Raw genomic sequence first — 18,551 nt, 5'->3', positions numbered from 1 at the left:
CGCGAGGTGCGGACGCCGTGGAAGCGCCAAGGCAGACGCGCGCGGTCACCGATATCGAAGAAGCTGATCATGGCCGAGGGGATTACACGCGCACAGCAAGCTTGCCAAGGTGGCCCTGCACACGGCTATGGTGGAAAAAACGGGCAGCGGAGCAGGCATGGACCCAGAGATCGAGCAACCGACAGACGCCGAGGCCGTTGAAGCCGCGCTGGGGGAGATCAATAGCCTGTGGGAACAGGGGCTTTCTTTTGCCGAAAGTCTGCTGCGGCCATGGAACGCTTATCAAGTTGGCATCGCGCTCGCCGTCCTTGTGGCGGCCTACATCCTGCGCCGCGTGTTCGGGCCGCGTGTGCGTGCTTGGATGGCCGCCCGCGAAGGTTGGCCCACATGGCGGATGCGCATTCTGGTGATCATTCACACGCGCCTGCAAATGATCATCTTCGTGGCCCTGATCTGGATCGTCGTTCTGGTGATGCGCGAAGTGACTTGGCCGTCCCGCACGTTCCTGCTGACAATCATCGCGGAACTGGCGACGGCATGGCTGTTCGTGGCCTTTGCAACCCGGTTGATCCGTTCGACCCTATTACGCGCGGTAGTGCGGTATGGGGCCTGGATATTCGTGACCCTCGCAATCCTGAATTTGCAGGACGAGGCCGCTGCCATTCTGGATTCAGTTGGCTTCAATCTGGGTGAGACACGTCTTTCTCTGCTGACGCTATTACAGGCGATTCTTGTCGTCGCGACGCTGGTGATCATTGCCCGGTTCCTGACCGGCACGGCAACGACACGGATTGAGAAGAACGACGAAATATCCCCTTCGATGCGGGTGCTGGCCGTCAAGTTCATGCAGGTCGCGTTTTACGGTGTGGCGATCTACGTGGGCCTCCGTCTGAGCGGAATTGACCTGACCGGCCTTGCCGTCCTGTCCGGTGCGATTGGTGTGGGTTTGGGCTTTGGCCTGCAAAAGGTCGTCTCGAACCTTGTCAGCGGGGTCATCATCCTGCTCGACAAATCGATCAAGCCCGGTGACGTGATTTCGCTGGGGGAGACGTTCGGATGGATCAACTCGCTCGGCGCGCGGTATGTCAGTGTGGTGACGCGGGACGGGAAGGAATACCTGATCCCGAACGAGGATCTGATCACCAGCCAGGTTGTGAACTGGTCCCATTCGAACGAATTCGTCAGGCTCGATATTCATTTCGGCACGGCGTATGGCGACGACCCACACAAGGTGCGCAAGTTGGCGATTGAGGCCGCGCAAGGCGTGGACCGGGTCCTGAGCCATCGCCCGCCCGTCTGCCATATCGTGGGCTTTGGGGACAGTTCGGTCGATTATATCCTGCGCTTCTGGATACAGGACCCGACCGGTGGCCTGACCAACATTCGCGGCAACGTTTTTCTGGCGCTTTGGGACACGTTCAAAGACAACGGCATCAACATCCCGTTCCCGCAACGCGAGGTGAAGGTGTTGAATGAAAGGCCCGAATTGGCGGATTAGAGGCTTTTCGTGGTCGCCAGCATCTTTGGATCAAGCTTCAATTCAATGATGTGTAGTCCGCCGTTCAGGGTTGCGGTGTAGGCATCCGCGAATTGCTCATTCGACGTGATGGTATGCCCGGTGCCGCCATAGGCCTTGGCCAGCGTCGCATAGTCCGGGTTGAACAGGTCGGTGCCGGAGACGCGGCCGGGGTAATTCTTTTCCTGATGCATTCGGATCGTGCCGTAACGGCCGTTATTGGCGACGATCACTGTGATGTCCGCGCCGTATTGGCGGGCGGTCGAAAGCTCCTGAATCGTCATTTGCAGGCAGCCATCACCGGCAAGGCAGATAACCGGGCTTTGCGGGTTCTGGAGCTTGGCGGAAACAGCGGCGGGAAGGCAATAGCCCATGGAGCCGGAGGTCGGTGCGACCTGCGTGCCGTATTGGCGGAAGCGGTAGTAGCGGTGCAGGAAAGCGGCGTAGTTGCCCGCGCCGTTGGTGATGATCGTGTCCGGGCTGGCATGGTCGCGGAGCCATGCGATGACATGTTCCATCTGTACATCGCCGGGGGTGGGTTGGGGTTCTTGCCAAGCCTCGTAGCCCGCACGTGCCTCGGCAGCCCCCTTGTCGCCGGTGTGCTCGCCAATAGCCTCAATCAGCTGGTGGAGGATCGCGCTTGGCGGGGCGGCGACGGCGTAGGTGGCTGGGTAGGTCTTGCTGATCGCGTCGGCGTCGGGGTGGACCTGAAGGATGGCCGGGGCCTTGGCCGGATCGAGCAGGGTGAAATCGCCGGTTGTGATATCGTTGAGTTCGGCGCCGAGCAGCAGGATGCAGTCAGACTCAGCCAGCCGCGCGCCAAGGGCGGGGTTCATGCCAACACCGAAATCGCCCGCATAGTTCGGGTGGTCGTTGTTGATGTAATCCTGCCGCCGGAAGGTGACACCAATGGGCGCGCCGGTGCGTTCGGCGAGCGCCTCAGCGCTTTGGCGGTCGGTGTCGGACCAGTGCGATCCGCCGCAAATGATCAAGGGGCGTTCGGCTTGCCGCAGCATCTGGGCGAAGGGTGCGATCATATCCGGGTGGACGGAGGGCATGGCCCGCGCGCCGGGACGTGTCGCGGGCGGGTCGGTCATGGCTGACAGAATGTCTTCAGGCAGGGCCAGAACCACGGGGCCGGGCCGCCCGGACTGCGCAATGGCAAAGGCGCGGTCGATATATTCGGCCAGCCTGTCTGTCCGCTCAACTTCAGCCACCCACTTCACGAGGGGTCCGAAAAAGGCGCGGTAATCGACCTCCTGAAACACGCCCCGGTCGCGGTGTTTGAGGGGGATTTGACCGACGAAACAGACCATGGGTGTGGCGTCGTGCATGGCGATGTGCAGGCCAGCACTGGCATTGGTGGCACCGGGTCCCCGCGTGACGAAAAGGACGCCTGGCTGGCCTGTCATCTTGCCATGAGCCTCGGCCATCATGGCGGCCCCGCCTTCTTGCCGGCAAACGATGTTGGGGATGTCCGCGTCATGCAGGCCGTCGAGCGCGGCAAGGAAACTTTCGCCGGGGACAGAGAACACGCGCTCCACCCCATGCATCGCCAGACGCTGCGCCAAGATCTTTCCGCCGTGGAGTTTGGTCATGCCTGCCCCGTGCCCTAAGTGCCGTTGAACCGATTTGTGTGGCGGAGAGATGGATATGTCCAGCGGAAGACTATTGGGGATTTGCGGATCCCTGCGGGCGGGGTCGCTGAACCGCAAGCTGATGATGGAGGCGAAGGCGGCCTTCGACCCTAAGTCGTTTGAAGAGGGAAATCTGCGCCTGCCGCTTTATGACGGCGATCTGGAGGCTGCTGAGGGTATTCCGGAGGCCATACAGCTCCTGTCGGACCAGATTGCAGCAGCAGATGCGGTCGTGATCTCAGGCCCGGAATACAACAAGTCGATTTCGGGTGCGCTCAAGAACGCTTTGGATTGGGTCAGTCGGACCGAGGGCAATCCTTGGAAGGGCAAGCCGGTCGCGCTGATGTCGGCCACCGCAGGACGCTCGGGCGGGGAGCGGGGCCAGTTGATGATGCGTGAGAGCCTTGTTGCGTTTCAGCCGAGGCTTTTGCCGGGGCCAGAGGTGCTGGTCGGGGCTGCGAAAGACCAGTTTGATGGGGATAAACTGACCAACCCGATCAATCGTAAGGCGCTGGAGGGTTTGATGGCTGCTTTGAGGGAAGCCGCAGGACTCTAGAGGCTCGCCTCCGGTCGGAAGTTGTCCGGGATGCGATCATGGCCGTCTAGGATCAGATCGGCCAGCATCTCGGCCACGACGGGGGCCATGGCGAGACCGATCTTGAAGCCGCCGTTTGCGATGTAGGCACCGGGTCGAGTCGGATGAAGGCCAACCATGGGAGCCCGGCTGCGCGCGCGGGGGCGAAGGCCGGCCCACCGTTGGATCACGGGTGCATTGGCGAGCGCAGGCACAGCTTTGCGTGCGGCTTGGATCAGGGGCTCTAGCTGTGCGTCAGTCTCGGTGGGATGGTCGAATTCACGCTCGGTGGTGGAGCCAATAGCAACCGTCCCGTCGGCGTGCGGCACGATGTGAAGACCATCGGCAAAGATCTGGGGCGCGGTTGGCAGAAGGCACTTCAAGAGAGCGGCTTGGCCTTTGATGGGAGAGCCTACCGTTTTTCCAAGCTGCTGTGATATTTCCAAAAGGTCCGCCGCACCAGTGGCCCAGATTTCTTTGTGCGCGGCCTGCGCTTCAGAAAGGATCGGCACACCAACGGCTTTCAATGCCATAGAAAGGCTCAAACATGCCTGTTTGGGATGAATCCGAGCGGTCAGGGTGTCGTGAATCACGAGCCCGGTCGGGGAGGAAACGGATACGCCAATCCGATCCGCAGGGACGACTTGCCACTGGTAACGGCCCTGCCACAGGTCCACCGATTGCTCGGCCCGCTGATGAGCCAGCGCGATGGCAGCGTCGTCGGCCAGCGGCTGGATGCGCCCAGTGCGCCCATATCCAGAATCGGTACCGGCCACATCCGCAATCTCGGACCACAGACCTTCCGCCCGATCCAGCGCGTCGAATTGCATCGCTTTTTTGGGGTTCCAGTTCTCCGGCACATGGGGGGCGAGCGCGCCGACAATGCCACCAGAGGCCCCGGCGGCGACACCGTTCGGGTCAACCACCTGCACAGACACACCGCGCCGGGTCAGCACCCAGGCACACATCAGGCCCATGATGCCCGCGCCCCTGATCGTGATGTCAGCCATTGAAACTTCCCACACCTTGGCAGATCGTCCGCCGGTCAGGTGATAGGGCGCGACATGGATCAGGACCAGCAGAAGATCGAATGGCGAGGAGCGGTTCCAGTCTCCACCCGGTTCGATGATCCGTACTTTTCGCTCGACGATGGGTTGGCGGAGACGCGTTATGTGTTTCTTGAGGGCAATGACCTGCCCGGGCGGTTTACCGATGGATTTCATGTGGCCGAACTCGGGTTTGGCACTGGGCTGAACTTTCTGGCGACGTTGCAGAGCTGGCGCGCGGCGGGGATGGCGGGTGTGCTGCACTTCACATCGTTCGAGGCGTTTCCGATGCCGATGGGGGATTTGACTCACGCGCTTGCTGCGTTCGATGAATTGCCGACAGAGGTGCTGACTTCGGCCATTGGGCCAGACTTGCCTCCACAAATTGAGGGGCCAGACTTCACGCTATCGATCATCCAAGGCGATGCGCGCGAAACGCTTCCCGCTTGGGACGGAAAGGCCGACGCCTGGTTTCTGGATGGATTCGCGCCTGCGAAGAACCCGGACATGTGGTCAGCAGAATTGATGGCGGAGGTCGGGCGGCGCACGGCCCCGGGCGGCACCTTCGCCACCTACACAGCTGTGGGGTATGTCAGGCGCGCCTTGGACGCTGCGGGCTTTGACTTGGAGCGTATCCCCGGATTCGGTCGAAAACGGCACATGACGAAGGGGCGTCTCAGATGAACGAGAACCCCCGCATCGGCATCCCGTTGATGATTGCCACCACCTTCGTGTTCGCTGCGCAGGACGGGATCAGTCGACATCTCGCGGGCGAATACAACGTGCTGATGATCGTGATGATCCGCTACTGGTTCTTTGCGGCGTTCGTGATCACCGTGGCCTCCCGTCAGGCGGGCGGCATCGCGGCGGCTGCGCGGACAAGCCAACCGTGGATCCAAGGACTGCGCGGCGCGCTTCTGGCGATTGAGATTTGCGTTATGGTGGGCGCATTCGTGCTGCTTGGGCTTGTGGAGGCCCATGCGATTTTCACCTGTTACCCGCTGCTCGTTGCGGCCTTGTCAGGCCCTATTCTTGGAGAAAAGGTCGGTTGGCGGAGGTGGACGGCGATTGCCATCGGCTTTGTTGGGGTGCTGGTGATCCTTCAGCCGGGAGTCGCGGTTTTCTCGGTCGAAGCGCTCGTGCCGCTGTGTTCGGCCTTCCTGTTCGCGCTCTACAATTTGCTCACCCGCTTCGCCGCGCGGAAGGACCGGGCGGCGACGAGCTTTTTCTGGACGGGCACAGTGGGCGCGGTGGTCATGACATGCGTCGGCGTCTGGTTCTGGGAGTCAATGAGCGGGCGCGATTGGATCTGGATGGGCGTGCTGTGTGTGACAGGAGCCAGCGGGCATTTCCTGCTGATCAAGACCTACGAGTTTGCCGAAGCGTCCACAGTGCAGCCCTTCGCTTACCTGCAATTGGTCTTCGCATCGGCCATTGGGTTGGTGGTGTTCGGGGAAGATCTGGCGACCAATGTGGTGATTGGCGCCTGCATTGTGGTGGGGGCCGGGCTGTTCACGCTGTGGCGGGCCCGGACCAAAGGGCAGAGCTGATCACTCGGCAGCAGTCATATGGTCTTGTGACTTTAGCTGACCCAGAACTGAAATGACCGAGTCGCTCCAGACCGGGGAATTGGCCTTTGGATGGGCAGCAGCATCTACCAGAAACGCGGTTTCGGGCAGGGGTTTGGCGAAGATAACGGGGCTCTCGGGCAGCACGGTAGCAAGACCCGCACGCATGACGGACAGGCCGAGAAGACGCATCTTGTGGCCGCCGGTCGTCGTCGCGCGCATGGAGATACTGTCATATCCCGACCGCGCCAGCTTCCGGCCAATCGCGTCGTAGCAATGGCGGGCCGCGAAGATGCCGGGACGGGCGCTGATGGGAAGGCGGGCAATGCCGGGCTCACTGCGAAGGTAGAGGCGGTTGGCCTCCGCCAGCAGGCGCTTGGTGAGCCGCTGGAGTTTGGGGGACGGCTTTGGATCACCCATGACGTCTTCGGGACGCAGGCCCATCTCCTCCAGCCAATCGGTCGGGAGATAGAGACGACCTGCGCGCGCATCCTCACCCACATCGCGGGCGATGTTAGTCAGCTGCATCGCCACGCCCAGATCGCAGGCGCGGGCGAGGGCCTGTTCGTCGCGTACGCGCATCAGGACGCACATCATTGCCCCGACGGCAGAGGCCACGCGCGCAGAATAGGCGCGCAAGTCAGACAGGCTGGCGTAGCGACGTTCCATGCCATCCCAAGCGAGGCCCTCTAGCAGCGCCTCCGGCAAAGCGCGCGGCATATCGAATTCTTCGATCATGGCGGTGAAGGCGCGGTCCGTTGGTGTATTACGTGGACGGCCCTGATATGCAGCGTCGAGCCTTTCAGATAGGGCGATAACGGCCGCAGGCTTGTCATCGCCGAAGTCGACTTCATCGTCGGCACATCGGCAAAACGCATATAGCGCAAGGGCTGGGTCGCGGACGGAAGCGGGCAGGAGTTTCGACGCTGCGTGGAAGGAGTAAGACCCTTCCCGGATCGCGGCGCGGCAGTGCTCCATATCTTTGGGGTCGATCATTCGGTCACTCGGCAGCAAGACGTTGGTCTGGTTGCACCATCGGGCGCGGTGCATCGGGGACGAGGTGGGTCAACACCTCAGACGAGGTCACGACCGAGGGAATGCCCGCGCCGGGATGCGTGCCCGCGCCGACAAGGTAAAGGCCCGGAACCTCTTCCGAGACGTTGTGGGGGCGGAACCAAGCGGATTGGAAAATGCGCGGCTCAAGCGAGAAACCGGCACCATGAGGCGAGCGATATCGTGAAACGAAAGTATCCGGCGTAAAGATGTGGGATGCGCTGAGGTGATCCTCAAAACCCGGGATCAGGTGATCATTCAGCACACCCGCAAGCCGTTTGCGGTAGGTCTCGGTCATCTCCTCCCAATCCACAGACCCCGCACCATGCAGGTTAGGGACGGGCGAAAGCGCGTAGAAAGTGTCGTCGCCCGCGTGTGCAGCGCTTGGGTCGGACACACTGGGACGGTGAAGGTAGATCGACATATCCTGCGACAGTTTGCGGCGGATGAAGATGTCGTCGAGCAGGCCGTTATAGCGCGGACCGTTAAGAATCGTGTGGTGGCCGACATCGCCCCACTGGGCGCGGGTGCCCTTGGTGCCGAAATACCAGACGAACAGACCCATGGACCAACGCGACCGGTTCAGCCGTTTGGGCGTCCAACGCCGCTTCTGGTGTTTGGCAAGCAAGTGTTCGTAGGTCGTGCCGGGATCCGCGTTGGAAACGACAATGTCGGAGGTCAGCGCCTCTCCATCGGCCGTCACGACACCGCTGGCGCGTCCGTTCGTCAGGGTGATCTCGCTAATGTCGGTGTTCAGGCGCACCTCGCCGCCCTGATCCTCAATCACCCGGACCATGGCGTCGGCCATAGCCTGCACGCCGCCCATCGCGTAGTGAACGCCGAACTCCTTCTCCAGATGGGAGACGAGGATGTACATGCTGGTGACGCGCGTGGGATCACCGCCGATGAACAGAGGGTGGAACGACAAGGCCATGCGCAAGCGCTCATCCTTCACGCGCCGCGCGGCGTGGCGGTAGACGGAGCGATCGGCGCGCAGGCGGACGAAGCCCGGAAGCTCCCGAACCAGGTCCATCAGTTTGTTCATGGGGCGGCGGCCAAGACCTTCAAAGCCGAACTCATAGCGTGTTTCGCTGTCAGCCAGGAATTTGCGGTAGCCGGGCAGATCATCGGGTGAGAGGCGGGCAATCTCAGCCTCCATCGCTGTTTCATCCTGCTGCACACGAAGAGCAGAACCGTCGCGCCACCGGATCTCGTAATAGGGGACAACAGGGCGCAGATCGACATCTGCATCGAAGTCGCGCCCGCATTCGGCCCAAAGCTGGCGGAAGACTTGTGGGACGGTCACAATCGTGGGGCCAAGATCGAAGCGGTGGCCATTCTGCGTGATCGACGATCCACGCCCACCGGCACGATCCAGACGATCAAGAACAGTCACGCGATACCCCTTTGCCCCGAGTCGCATCGCAGCTGACAGGCCGCCAAGGCCTGCGCCAATTACGATTGCACGGGATGGATCGTTGGGGGGCATCGGGTCGTTTCTTTCCCTAAGTGTCCACTAAAACTTACACTATCCACCCAAGGCATACATTGCAAAGGCGATTTATCTTCCAAATCGTGGATCATTATGTCAGATTAAGTTGACACATGGAAAGACCGGCCATGCAATCTGTGACTCTCAGCCTGTTCCGCTTCGGCGCGCTTTCTGCGCGTCTTTGGGCGTTTGCCCAGATGGGTCTGGCGCGGCGTGGCCTGTCCAATATTCGCGAAATCGAGACATGGAAGCTGTGCGGTTCAGGCACCGGCGAAGGGTTCACTCCGGTGCCCAACACCGCCGTCTATGCGATTCTCGCCACATGGCCGGATCATGATGCGGCGCGGCGCGCGATCCATGGCAGCGACGTCTTTCGCCGTTACCGCGAGCACGCCTCAGAATCACGTACCTTGTTCCTGAGCGCTACGTCTGCGCGGGGCACATGGGCCGGGGAGGCACCGTTTGCCGCAGGTGTAGAGCCGAACGGCGGCCCAATCGCCGCCCTGACCCGCGCGACGATCAAGCCAAGGATCGCAGCAAAGTTCTGGGGTCGCGTCCCTGGTATCTCCAAAGTGATCGGCGAAGATCCGAACGTTCTATTCAAGATCGGGATTGGTGAAGTGCCCTGGCTGCATCAGGTGACATTCTCTATCTGGCCCGATGCAGACAGCATGGCCGCGTTCGCCCGACATGATGGCCCTCATGCGCGCGCCATTCGTGCGGTGCGCACGGAGCAATGGTTCAAAGAAGACCTCTACGCCCGGTTCAACGTGGACGCCGTCGAAGGCGTTTGGGAAGGGCGAGCCCCTGACCTACCGCTGGCCAACCAAATGCGTGATGACACAAGGATTGCCGCCGAATGAAAGATATGAAGCGCCCAGGCTCTTTCCCGTTCTCCGCGATTGTGGGTCAGGATGAAATGAAGCGGGCCATGGTCCTGACGGCCATTGATGGTGGCATCGGCGGGGTTCTGGTGTTTGGCGACCGCGGCACCGGCAAGTCGACCGCCGTGCGTGGATTGGCGGCGCTGTTGCCTGAGATTGATGCAGTGGCCGGCTGCCCTGTGAACTCTGAGTTTGTCTCTGATGTGCCGGATTGGGTCACTTTGTTGGATGCCAATACAGTCTCAAAACCGACGCCAGTGATCGACCTGCCCCTTGGCGCAACCGAAGATCGCGTTGTAGGCGCCTTAGACATCGAGAAGGCCCTAACAAAAGGCGAAAAAGCCTTTGAACCGGGGCTTCTGGCACGGGCGAACCGGGGCTATCTTTACATTGATGAGGTCAACCTGCTGGAAGATCACATCGTCGATCTTCTGCTGGATGTGGCGCAATCGGGCCTGAACGTGGTCGAGCGGGAGGGCCTTTCGATCCGCCATGCCGCAAATTTCGTTCTGGTCGGATCGGGTAACCCTGAGGAAGGGGAGCTTCGGCCCCAACTTTTGGATCGCTTCGGTCTGTCTGTTGAAGTCGAAAGCCCCAAGGATCTGGATGTCCGCATCGACGTGATCCGCCGCCGCGATGCCTATGACCGCGATGCACTCAGCTTCTGTGCGGAGTGGGAAGGGGCCGATGCGGAGTTACGCGGGCAGATTGTCGACGCCCGCAAACGGCTTGGATCCGTTGAGGCTGACGATGCGATCATTCGCGATTGTGCGGCGCTGTGCGTCGCCCTTGGCTCGGACGGGCTGCGGGGCGAGTTGACGCTTCTGCGGGCCGCACGGGCATTGGCGGCATTCGAAGGCGACGATCAGGTGAACCGCGATCATCTGCGCAAAGTCGCACCAAGCGCCTTGCGCCATCGCCTGCGCCGCGACCCGTTGGACGAAGCAGGGTCCACCACCCGCGTCATGCGCGTCGTGGATGAGGTTCTGGGGTGAGTGTCGCTGAGGCACGTTGGCATTCGGTCAATCTGGCCGTCGCGTGCTTCGCGCTGGATCCGGCGGCATTGGGCGGCATCAGCGTCAGAGGTCGCGTCGGCCCTGTGCGCGAGCGTTTTGAAACCGGGTTGCGGTTGGCGCTGGCTGAAACTCCCCTGCATCGCATCGCGCCGACCATGTCGGATGAGGCCCTTTACGGTGGGCTTGATCTGGCCGCGACGCTGGAAACCGGAACACTGTGCCAGACGCAGGGCATTTTGGATCGTGAAGGGGTTTTACTCCTTCCGATGGCGGAGCGGGTCGAACCCGGTTTGTCCGCACGATTGGCGGCTGCGCTGGATGCCCGGCCTGATCTTGCTTTGGTTGCCTTGGATGAAGGGGCGGAGCCTGGGGAAAGGCTACCGGCCAGTCTGTCGGATCGGCTGGCGATTCATCTGGATCTGTCCGACCATCCGCTGTCGTACGCGCCTGCATTGGAGTTCGATGCGGATGCTTTGGCTGAGGCGCGGATCGCCTTGCCGAGTATCACGGTTTCCGACGACGCATTGAAGGAATTGGTGAGCGTTGCAGCACGGCTTGGCGTGCATTCGCTGAGGGCGCCGTTGCAGGCACTGGCCGTCGCGCGGGCATCGGCAGCTTTGTCCGGTGCCGAAGAGGTCGAAGAACCCGACTTGCTGTTGGCGGTCGAATTGGTGTTTGTGCCCCGCGCCACGCAGATCCCAGAGCAACACGAAGAGGCGGAGCAGGACACGCCACCGCCCCCACCGCCACAGAATGATAGCACTGACGACAGTGACCAACCCGACCCGGTGAAGGAAGACATCCCAACCGAGATCTTGCTCGACGCCGCACGTGCGATGCTGCCACCCGATCTGTTGGCTCGGATGGCCGCCGCAAAGGCGAATAGGGCGCCCGCTGGCAATGGATCTGGTGCGAAGCGCACTGGCAATCGGCGCGGTCGCCCATTGCCGGCACGCCACGGACGGCTTGGGGGTGGGGCACGTCTCGACCTCGTCGCAACCCTGCGCACCGCGGCCCCGTGGCAAACCATTCGCCGCAATTTAACAGGGGACGATACGCGCATCCATGTGCGTCCTTCCGACCTCCGCATTCGCCGCTATCAGGAAGCCTCCGACCGCGCGATTATCTTTGTCGTCGATGCGTCAGGCTCATCCGCCATGGCGCGGTTGGCCGAAGCAAAGGGCGCGGTCGAACTGCTGCTGGCCGAAGCTTACGCGCGCCGGGATCACGTGGCGCTCGTTGCCTTCCGGGGCGAAGGCTCGGACGTGCTTCTGCCGCCCACACGGTCGCTCGTGCAAACCAAACGCCGGCTATCGAGCCTTCCGGGCGGCGGTGGCACTCCCCTTGCGGCTGGCTTGAAGGCGGCCATGGAATTGGCGGGGTTGGTGCGCGGCAAGGGCATGACACCCTCGATTGCACTACTGACCGATGGCCGTGCCAACGTCGACCTCAGCGGTGCTGCAAACCGGGCGCAGGCGTCCGAGGATGCTACGCAGATGGCGCGGGCCCTACGGGCCGAAGGTGTGCCGGGCCTTGTTATCGACACCGGATTGCGCCCGACCCGCGGCCTTGACGGATTGGCCCGCGAGATGGGGGCCCCTTACCTGCCCTTGCCCCGCGCCGACGGGCAAAGCCTTTCCCGCGCTGTGGACGCAGCGCTGACCCCGTGACTGTCCATCTGCCACCGCCCGGCTGGCCAAACCGATCCGCCAGCCAAAGCGTGCAGGTCGCGCCCCATCGTTGGCATGTGCAACGAAAAGGTGCCGGCCCAACCGCCCTGATGCTGCATGGGGCCGGCGCCTCAACACATACATGGGCCCCACTGCTTGAGTCGGGCATTGGCGATTGGGACGCGATCATGCCCGACCTTCCGGGCCATGGGTTCACGAAAAGTCCGCGTGGCCGCGCGCGCCTACCGGATGTGGCCTCCGATGTTTCCACGCTCCTCACGCATCTGGATGCCGAGCCAGAGGTGATCATAGGCCATTCGGCCGGTGGAGCCGTTGCGCTTGAGTTGGTGCGGCGGAGCTTGTGCAAGCCAAGGCAGCTGATCATCCTGAACGGCGCGTTGGAGGATTTTCAGGGCGCTGCAGGCGTTCTGTTTCCGGTCATGGCTAAGGTGCTGGCACTTAATCCGCTGACCGGGTTCTTCCTGCCCTCCGGTGATCAGGCCGTGAAACAGGCGCGCTCCGTCATCGCCTCGACCGGAACTGAACTGCCTGAGAAACTGCTCAAACCATATGCGGAACTCATCAGCCGCAAATCCCATGTCGATGGAACCCTCGCCATGATGGCGCAATGGTCGCTTGCGGAGCTTGGGAAGGCTCTGCCTCAGATCGAGACGCCCACCTTGTTCATCCATGGTGCGGCGGACGAGGCAGTGGGCGTGAAAGTTGCTCAGCGAGCGGCAAACGCGATGCCGAACGCAGATCTGATCGTGTTGGACGAGGTCGGTCATCTATCACATGAAGAGATGCCTGACCGCGTCGCGCAAGAGGTTCGGGCTTTTTGCATTATGGCATCGGCAAACTGAAACGGGCGACCAATTGGCCGCCCGTTTGTCAAAGTCATCTAAATCGCGGAAGCCGCTTATTCTGCTTCCGGCCCGCCGAGCGAGACAAGATAGGCGTAGAGGTTCAGCGCGTCCTCTTCCGAGCGCACGCGGAAGCTCATCGCGCCACGCAGGCTATCATCGCCCGTGGTTTCACGAATCCAGCCCGTCGGGTCTTGCACGTACCCAACAAATGCGGCCTCGTCCCATTCGGTGCCTGCTTCCATCAGGGCCGTCAGACCGTTGGAATAGCGGAAATCTTCGACTGAACCGACCACGCGACCGTGGATGCCCCAAAGGTTCGGGCCGGTGCGGGCATTGCGGCCAGCCAGCGTTTCACCTTCAGCGTCCACAACAACGTGGCAGGAAATGCACTGACGGAAGGCGCGCTCGCCTGCTTCTGCGTCACCGGTTGCGTGGCCGTCGGCCAGAACAGGGGTGGTGAGAAGTGCGGCTGCCGCGGTCAGGACAGAAAGTCTTTTCATGGGTTGCTCCCTTCGAATGTGCTCACAACTGTATACCTAGGTGTATCCAGAATGCGTCCACACCTTTTTGTGAAGTTTTCGCGTCTTAGGCAACAGCATGCGCAATGGCGCACTGCTTCCAGAGCGTTTTCAGGGCCATCACGAGGTACTCGATATCCTCATCCGTATGCAGCGGGCCGGGCGTGAAGCGCAGGCGTTCTGTTCCCTTTGGGACGGTAGGATAGTTGATCGGCTGCACATAAATCCCGAACTGATCCATCAGGATGTCGGCCAGCATTTTACACTTCACGGGGTCCTTCACCATCACCGGAATGATGTGGGACGGGTTGTGTTCATGCGGAATACCTTCGGCGTCCAAGCGGGCGCGCAGGCGGGCGACTTGCCGCTTCTGCATCGCACGTTCCCAACCGCTTTCCTTGAGGTGCCGGATCGATTCGGTGGCTGCGGCCGCCACGGCAGGTGGCAAGGCTGTGGTAAAGATGAACCCGCTTGCGAAAGAGCGGATGAAATCCACAAGCGAGTGAGAACCGGTGATGTAGCCGCCAACGCAGCCATAGGCTTTGCCAAGCGTGCCTTCGATCAGGGTGATGCGGTCCATCAAGCCTTCACGCTCGGCCACGCCACCGCCACGCGGCCCATACATGCCAACTGCATGCACCTCATCAATGTAGCTCATGGCGCCGTGCTTTTCGCAGACGTCGAGAATTTCCGCGATCGGGGCGATGTCACCATCCATGGAATATACCGACTCGAACGCCACGATTGGGGTCGCATTCGAGGGCAACGCGGCCAGTTTCCGGTCCAGATCTTCGGGATCGTTGTGCTTCCAGATGACCTTGTCGCATTTTGCGTGACGGATGCCCTCGATCATCGAGGCATGGTTGAGCGCGTCCGACAGGATCACCGCATTAGGCAAGCGAGAGCCCAGCGTGGAAAGGGACGCCCAGTTCGACACGTAGCCCGAGGTAAACAGAAGCGCGGCTTCCTTGCCGTGAAGGTCAGCGAGTTCGGCCTCCAACAGCTTGTGGTGATGCGCATTGCCCGAAATGTTGCGCGTGCCGCCGGCGCCCGTGCCGCAGGTCGCGACGGTGTCCATCATCGTCTGCATGACCTTGGGGTTCTGACCCATTCCCAGATAGTCGTTTGAGCACCAGACAGTGACCTTGTCCTGCTCCCCATTGCCGTGGTTTTTCACGCGCGGGAAGTCACCCGTTTCACGCTCCAACTCGGCAAATACACGGTAATTTCCCTCTTCCTTGAGTTGGTCGAGCTGGGATTCAAACAGCTGGTCAAAGTTCATTGGACTTCCTCGCTTAGTCTTGTCGCTTGGGCAGGCTGGGGGCGCTCGGGCAGCATCCATCGCCATAGTTTTTCGTCGGGGAGTGGCAGCACCATGAACCAGTGCTCCAACAGGGCGAGCGCGGAGAGCGCGCTCAACAGGGCAAAGCCGACAATATCAGCCTGGCTTTCAGAGACCCAAAGCCGTTCCAGCCAGCAGGCGGTTGTGAACGACAGGGCAGTGATCGACATCGGGAACAGCCAGTTCATCCGCGCGGTGCGGAAATGGCTGGGAAGGTGTTCGAGAGGTTCGGGGATGAATTCCACATTCACTTTCCGAACACCCAGATAAAGGTTCAGCTTTGCGCTGATGCGGGCGGCGAACAGCACCGCGAAGGTCCACATTCCGAACTGGTTCTCGGCGCCCCAGGACAGGATCACCATGGCAACCATGACAGCGCCCAACAGCATCTCGTGATAGGCGACGGTGCCCCAGGCACGAATGAACCGTTCGCCCTCGGACACATTGGGCACCGAATGCGAAGTGACAGGGCCGGTGATTGTGCCGGTCAGGAATGTCAGCTCGATCCAGCCCCAGATTGCGAGGGCGGACAAGAACGCGACATAAACCGCGGCAAGGGATGGGTTGGCGAGCGTGTCGATAAAGCCCGCCACACCCAGAACGACAATCGGCAAGGTCATCAAGCACGCCCAAAGCCTGGCATGCGGCCCGCCATGATCGGCGCGCCGCACGGCAAACAGGATCGCTCCGGTGGAGAACCACCAGACAAAAAGGGCCGCAAGGGCCGCGATCCAGGGCGAGCTGAGCATCAGTAGGCGGGCTCCAGACGAACGTTGGTCAACGTTTCCCGACGGATCGCTGGGATCGACATCATGCTGGCAAAGGCCAGACCAGCCCGCATCTGCGCGTCAATCTTGCGCAGGAACCGACCCTGTTCCTTGGCCTCTGCCAAATCCTCGTTCGCCTTTTGCAGGCGCTCCAACGCCGGCTGCCAACGCGAGTGATCAATGTCGAGCGTGATCGGAAAGACTTGCCGAGCAATCTCGAACGTCTTTCGAAACACCTCGTGGGCGTATTCATCCGGGTCGACGCCGAGGGCTTCGTGGAAGGCCGGACGCTGGTGATCACGCACATACATCGTGGCGCAAAACGCGACGAGGAAGAACTTGATCCAGTATAGGTTCAGGCCCTGCGTCAGTTTGGGGTCCGTCTTCATCAGAAGGGCGAAGGCCTCACCATGGCTGAACTCGTCATTGCACCATTCACGGAACCACTTGAAGATCGGGTGGAAGCGATGCTCCGGATGCTTCTCCAGATGGCGGAAAATCGTGATGTAGCGGGCGTAGCCGATCTTCTCGGACAGGTAGGTCGCGTAATAGATGAACTTTGGCCGGAAGTAGGTGTACTTCTTGTTCTGCGTCAGGAACCCAAGGTTCACGCGCAGGCCAGCCTCGCGCAGGGCGTCGTTGATGAAACCCGCATGGCGTGCCTCGTCGCGGGCCATAAGCTGGAACAATTGGGTGATGTCTTCATTGTTCCCGCGCCGCTTCATCTCCTTGTAGAGCACGCAGCCCGAAAACTCAGCCGTGCAGCTTGAGATCAGGAAGTCGATGAATTCCTTCTTCAGCTGCGGCTCCATTCCGTCCCAATCGACGTGGTCCCAATCTTCGTTCTTCTTGAAATGGCCCTTGTTTGGGTCCGATTGCATCTGCGCAATCAGTGCGTCCCATTCTTGGCGAACGGGAGTGACGTCGACCGCATCCAGCGCATCAAAATCGGTCGTGTAGAAGCGCGGCGTCAAAAGCGTATCGCTCATCGCCGTCGTGGTGGCGAAATCGTCGTCATACTTCGCCTGTTCCTCCTGGATCGCCAAACCTTCTTCAACGGTCGTGGCGTCAGCGGTGTGCAGGGCGGGTTCGTTGGTAAGGTCTTTCATAGTTTCACCTCCTCAGAGAATGAAAATTCACACAGCTCCATGAACTCGAAATCGCCAGTCAGGCGGGTCCAGAGCTGTTCCAGTTTCGAGGCGCGGGTGATGCGGGCGACGCGTTCTTCACGAACGACCTCGCCATAAGGGGCCATCACAGGCGGCCCTTTCACCAGCACTTCGTCACCGGGGTTGATGGTTGTGCCGTCCAGAAACTTCACATGCGCATGGAGGCTGTCGAAGCAGTGGCTGACTTCAACCTCGCAAGGGTGGGTTTCGAATTCGCGTGTCAGAAGGCCCATGTCTTATTCCTCCAGAATGCGCGCGAAGGCGGCTTCGTTGGTTGCACCGAAACCAACAAGCTCGGCCCGGAAATCGGTGAAATCATCGCGCAGGCTGATGCGGCCATCGGCATAGCGGACCACGCGGATGGGCTCAGACGCTTCAAGGCCCACGGCCCCGCGTTCGCGTTCCAGAACACGGAAGACACCAGCGACAAAGCCGCCTTCATCAGCCGCAAAATCGGCAACGACTTGGCCGTCAAGGCCCAGCACGCGGGCCGATCCGTCAAGATCTGCAAAGATGCGCACCGTGCGTTCGGTCACGATCGGAACGTCCGCCTCAGACGGTGGCATGGCTGACAGCGGTCTGTCTGTCAGCCGGGCATAGGTCACGATGATCAGCACACACAGGCACAGGATAAACATCGCGCGGATCAGAACCGTTGGGATCATCTCCTTGTCGCGCTCGACAAGTTTCTGCTCCGGCCCGGTTCGGACCATGCGGTCTTGGGTCGTCGTGGAATCGAGGGTCATTGGTCGTTCTCCTCCTTCATTCCGCGGGTTGAGCGGCCATTTCAGGCACGCGGGTGACTTTGATCGTTGGGGCTTCGGACACGGCGGTCTGCGCTGCGTCCGAAAGAATGTCAGCCACACGCTTGGCATCGGGGATGCAGCGCAGCGCGGGTTGGGTGTGCTTCATCTTCCACGGGCGCACATGCGGCCATGTCATGACGTAGGAAAAGCCCGTGCCACCTTCGGGGTTCATTTCTAACGCGATGGTCCCATGGCCGGATTTGCGCAGGCCGAGGTTGGCGTTCTGAACCTGCTTGAACGGCAGGTTCAGCGTCATAGTCAGTGCCGCGCCAATGCGCATCGCGACGCGCTTGTTGGTGATCGTATAGACGGAGGCTTTGGCTTGAACCAAAGCCACCAGCATCAGAAGCACGCAAACAATTAAACCCAGGACAAGGAAGAACGATGCGGCGGTGGCGCTTTGCACCCACGACTCCGTTGCCGCCCCGCCGATGGTCCGCCAGGCGAAAAGAAACACGAAATAGCCTGCGACCCACCACAGGCTGAGGGCTTCTTTCGCCAGCGTCCACCAATGGGGCTGACCCTGCCAGAGGATGTGTTCCCCCTCCGGCAGCATCTCGGGAAGGCCACGGACCGGCTCGGTCTGGAAGTCGTCGTGGTGGTCGTGGGGCATCGGTCTGTTGCTCC

19 protein-coding genes are annotated in these 18,551 nt (G+C 61.1%); 8 read left to right on the top strand and 11 right to left on the bottom strand.

The genetic code is table 11. The annotated features are described in order from the left end of the window. Positions 1-157 precede the first annotated feature (157 nt). Positions 158-1,498: a mechanosensitive ion channel family protein gene (locus tag V8J81_RS17415; protein ID WP_368477015.1), complete on the top strand. Its 1,341-nt coding sequence runs from the start codon at positions 158-160 to the stop codon at positions 1,496-1,498. Here the strand turns inward: V8J81_RS17415 and V8J81_RS17410 are convergent. Next, positions 1,495-3,114 (bottom strand): thiamine pyrophosphate-binding protein, encoded by a 1,620-nt coding sequence (locus tag V8J81_RS17410; RefSeq protein WP_368477014.1) that lies wholly within the window; start codon positions 3,112-3,114, stop codon positions 1,495-1,497. The two genes, V8J81_RS17415 and V8J81_RS17410, sit on opposite strands and share 4 nt — an antisense overlap. Before the next feature lie 55 nt (positions 3,115-3,169). Here V8J81_RS17410 and V8J81_RS17405 point away from each other — a divergent pair, with 55 nt between their 5' ends. Then, on the top strand, positions 3,170-3,709 hold the full coding sequence (locus V8J81_RS17405; RefSeq protein WP_368477013.1) for an NADPH-dependent FMN reductase: 540 nt from the start codon (positions 3,170-3,172) through the stop codon (positions 3,707-3,709). On the opposite strand, the gene V8J81_RS17400 is transcribed toward V8J81_RS17405, so the two are convergent. Then, positions 3,706-4,737 (bottom strand): NAD(P)/FAD-dependent oxidoreductase, encoded by a 1,032-nt coding sequence (locus V8J81_RS17400; protein ID WP_368477012.1) that lies wholly within the window; start codon positions 4,735-4,737, stop codon positions 3,706-3,708. The two genes, V8J81_RS17405 and V8J81_RS17400, sit on opposite strands and share 4 nt — an antisense overlap. Before the next feature lie 54 nt (positions 4,738-4,791). Between V8J81_RS17400 and mnmC2 the strand changes: the two genes are divergently transcribed. Further along, positions 4,792-5,457: a tRNA (5-methylaminomethyl-2-thiouridine)(34)-methyltransferase MnmC2 gene (gene mnmC2, locus V8J81_RS17395; protein WP_368477011.1), complete on the top strand. Its 666-nt coding sequence runs from the start codon at positions 4,792-4,794 to the stop codon at positions 5,455-5,457. Further along, positions 5,454-6,323, top strand: a complete 870-nt coding sequence (locus V8J81_RS17390) for a DMT family transporter (RefSeq protein ID WP_368477010.1) — start codon at positions 5,454-5,456, stop codon at positions 6,321-6,323. The genes mnmC2 and V8J81_RS17390 overlap by 4 nt, the downstream gene beginning before the upstream one ends. On the opposite strand, the gene crtB is transcribed toward V8J81_RS17390, so the two are convergent. Then, positions 6,324-7,337 (bottom strand): 15-cis-phytoene synthase, encoded by a 1,014-nt coding sequence (gene crtB / locus V8J81_RS17385; protein ID WP_368477009.1) that lies wholly within the window; start codon positions 7,335-7,337, stop codon positions 6,324-6,326. 4 nt (positions 7,338-7,341) lie between these two features. Beyond that, positions 7,342-8,883: a phytoene desaturase gene (locus tag V8J81_RS17380; protein ID WP_368477008.1), complete on the bottom strand. Its 1,542-nt coding sequence runs from the start codon at positions 8,881-8,883 to the stop codon at positions 7,342-7,344. A gap of 131 nt (positions 8,884-9,014) precedes the next feature. Between V8J81_RS17380 and crtA the strand changes: the two genes are divergently transcribed. Genes crtA through bchO form a run of 4 tightly spaced genes read left to right on the top strand, consistent with a single transcriptional unit; the run spans position 9,015 to position 13,319 of the window. Further along, a complete protein-coding gene (crtA, locus tag V8J81_RS17375; RefSeq protein ID WP_368477007.1) occupies positions 9,015-9,749 on the top strand; it encodes a spheroidene monooxygenase in 735 nt (244 codons plus the stop codon). A 5-nt stretch (positions 9,750-9,754) separates the two neighbouring features. After that, positions 9,755-10,765 carry a magnesium chelatase ATPase subunit I gene (gene bchI / locus V8J81_RS17370; protein WP_368477672.1) on the top strand — a complete coding sequence of 337 codons (1,011 nt, stop codon included), beginning with the start codon at positions 9,755-9,757 and terminating at the stop codon, positions 10,763-10,765. Next, positions 10,762-12,456, top strand: a complete 1,695-nt coding sequence (locus V8J81_RS17365) for a magnesium chelatase subunit D (RefSeq protein ID WP_368477006.1) — start codon at positions 10,762-10,764, stop codon at positions 12,454-12,456. Before bchI ends, V8J81_RS17365 begins: the two co-directional genes overlap by 4 nt. Next, a complete protein-coding gene (bchO, locus tag V8J81_RS17360; protein WP_368477005.1) occupies positions 12,453-13,319 on the top strand; it encodes an alpha/beta fold hydrolase BchO in 867 nt (288 codons plus the stop codon). The genes V8J81_RS17365 and bchO overlap by 4 nt, the downstream gene beginning before the upstream one ends. Before the next feature lie 56 nt (positions 13,320-13,375). Here the strand turns inward: bchO and V8J81_RS17355 are convergent, their stop codons facing one another. From V8J81_RS17355 to puhB, 7 genes are all read right to left on the bottom strand, one after another. Beyond that, the gene (locus tag V8J81_RS17355; protein ID WP_368477004.1) at positions 13,376-13,822 is read right to left on the bottom strand and encodes a c-type cytochrome; all 447 of its coding nucleotides are present in this window, start codon (positions 13,820-13,822) and stop codon (positions 13,376-13,378) included. An 85-nt stretch (positions 13,823-13,907) separates the two neighbouring features. Continuing rightward, positions 13,908-15,122 carry a 5-aminolevulinate synthase gene (hemA, locus tag V8J81_RS17350; RefSeq protein ID WP_368477003.1) on the bottom strand — a complete coding sequence of 405 codons (1,215 nt, stop codon included), beginning with the start codon at positions 15,120-15,122 and terminating at the stop codon, positions 13,908-13,910. After that, complete coding sequence (gene puhE / locus V8J81_RS17345) at positions 15,119-15,931, bottom strand: putative photosynthetic complex assembly protein PuhE (protein WP_368477002.1); 813 nt, start codon at positions 15,929-15,931, stop codon at positions 15,119-15,121. Before puhE ends, hemA begins: the two co-directional genes overlap by 4 nt. Beyond that, entirely contained in the window at positions 15,931-17,058 is a 1,128-nt protein-coding gene (acsF, locus tag V8J81_RS17340; protein WP_368477001.1) for a magnesium-protoporphyrin IX monomethyl ester (oxidative) cyclase, read from the bottom strand. Before acsF ends, puhE begins: the two co-directional genes overlap by 1 nt. Beyond that, complete coding sequence (locus tag V8J81_RS17335) at positions 17,055-17,351, bottom strand: O2-dependent cyclase accessory protein (protein WP_368477000.1); 297 nt, start codon at positions 17,349-17,351, stop codon at positions 17,055-17,057. The genes acsF and V8J81_RS17335 overlap by 4 nt, the downstream gene beginning before the upstream one ends. Positions 17,352-17,354: 3 nt before the next feature. Further along, positions 17,355-17,864 (bottom strand): photosynthetic complex assembly protein PuhC, encoded by a 510-nt coding sequence (puhC, locus tag V8J81_RS17330; RefSeq protein ID WP_368476999.1) that lies wholly within the window; start codon positions 17,862-17,864, stop codon positions 17,355-17,357. Between the two features lie 16 nt (positions 17,865-17,880). After that, positions 17,881-18,537, bottom strand: a complete 657-nt coding sequence (gene puhB / locus V8J81_RS17325; RefSeq protein ID WP_368476998.1) for a photosynthetic complex putative assembly protein PuhB — start codon at positions 18,535-18,537, stop codon at positions 17,881-17,883. Positions 18,538-18,551: the final 14 nt, after the last annotated feature.

This window comes from Gymnodinialimonas sp. 202GB13-11 (genome assembly GCF_040932485.1).
Lineage (GTDB): Bacteria > Pseudomonadota > Alphaproteobacteria > Rhodobacterales > Rhodobacteraceae > Gymnodinialimonas > Gymnodinialimonas hymeniacidonis.
The sequence above is the reverse complement of the archived record's forward strand: the minus strand, read 5'-3'. Positions and strand labels throughout refer to the sequence as shown.

Excerpts from the sequence above, each read along its gene's own strand:
- puhE (WP_368477002.1), bottom strand. The coding sequence starts at position 15,931 with ATGCTCAGCTCGCCCTGGATCGCGGCCCTTGCGGCCCTTTTTGTCTGG.
- crtA (WP_368477007.1), top strand. The coding sequence starts at position 9,015 with ATGCAATCTGTGACTCTCAGCCTGTTCCGCTTCGGCGCGCTTTCTGCG.
- V8J81_RS17410 (WP_368477014.1), bottom strand. The coding sequence starts at position 3,114 with ATGACCAAACTCCACGGCGGAAAGATCTTGGCGCAGCGTCTGGCGATG.
- V8J81_RS17415 (WP_368477015.1), top strand. The coding sequence starts at position 158 with ATGGACCCAGAGATCGAGCAACCGACAGACGCCGAGGCCGTTGAAGCC.
- V8J81_RS17400 (WP_368477012.1), bottom strand. The coding sequence starts at position 4,737 with ATGGCTGACATCACGATCAGGGGCGCGGGCATCATGGGCCTGATGTGT.
- V8J81_RS17380 (WP_368477008.1), bottom strand. The coding sequence starts at position 8,883 with ATGCCCCCCAACGATCCATCCCGTGCAATCGTAATTGGCGCAGGCCTT.
- hemA (WP_368477003.1), bottom strand. The coding sequence starts at position 15,122 with ATGAACTTTGACCAGCTGTTTGAATCCCAGCTCGACCAACTCAAGGAA.
- crtB (WP_368477009.1), bottom strand. The coding sequence starts at position 7,337 with ATGATCGACCCCAAAGATATGGAGCACTGCCGCGCCGCGATCCGGGAA.
- V8J81_RS17390 (WP_368477010.1), top strand. The coding sequence starts at position 5,454 with ATGAACGAGAACCCCCGCATCGGCATCCCGTTGATGATTGCCACCACC.
- bchI (WP_368477672.1), top strand. The coding sequence starts at position 9,755 with ATGAAGCGCCCAGGCTCTTTCCCGTTCTCCGCGATTGTGGGTCAGGAT.
- V8J81_RS17405 (WP_368477013.1), top strand. The coding sequence starts at position 3,170 with ATGTCCAGCGGAAGACTATTGGGGATTTGCGGATCCCTGCGGGCGGGG.
- mnmC2 (WP_368477011.1), top strand. The coding sequence starts at position 4,792 with ATGGATCAGGACCAGCAGAAGATCGAATGGCGAGGAGCGGTTCCAGTC.
- puhB (WP_368476998.1), bottom strand. The coding sequence starts at position 18,537 with ATGCCCCACGACCACCACGACGACTTCCAGACCGAGCCGGTCCGTGGC.
- puhC (WP_368476999.1), bottom strand. The coding sequence starts at position 17,864 with ATGACCCTCGATTCCACGACGACCCAAGACCGCATGGTCCGAACCGGG.
- acsF (WP_368477001.1), bottom strand. The coding sequence starts at position 17,058 with ATGAAAGACCTTACCAACGAACCCGCCCTGCACACCGCTGACGCCACG.
- V8J81_RS17335 (WP_368477000.1), bottom strand. The coding sequence starts at position 17,351 with ATGGGCCTTCTGACACGCGAATTCGAAACCCACCCTTGCGAGGTTGAA.
- V8J81_RS17355 (WP_368477004.1), bottom strand. The coding sequence starts at position 13,822 with ATGAAAAGACTTTCTGTCCTGACCGCGGCAGCCGCACTTCTCACCACC.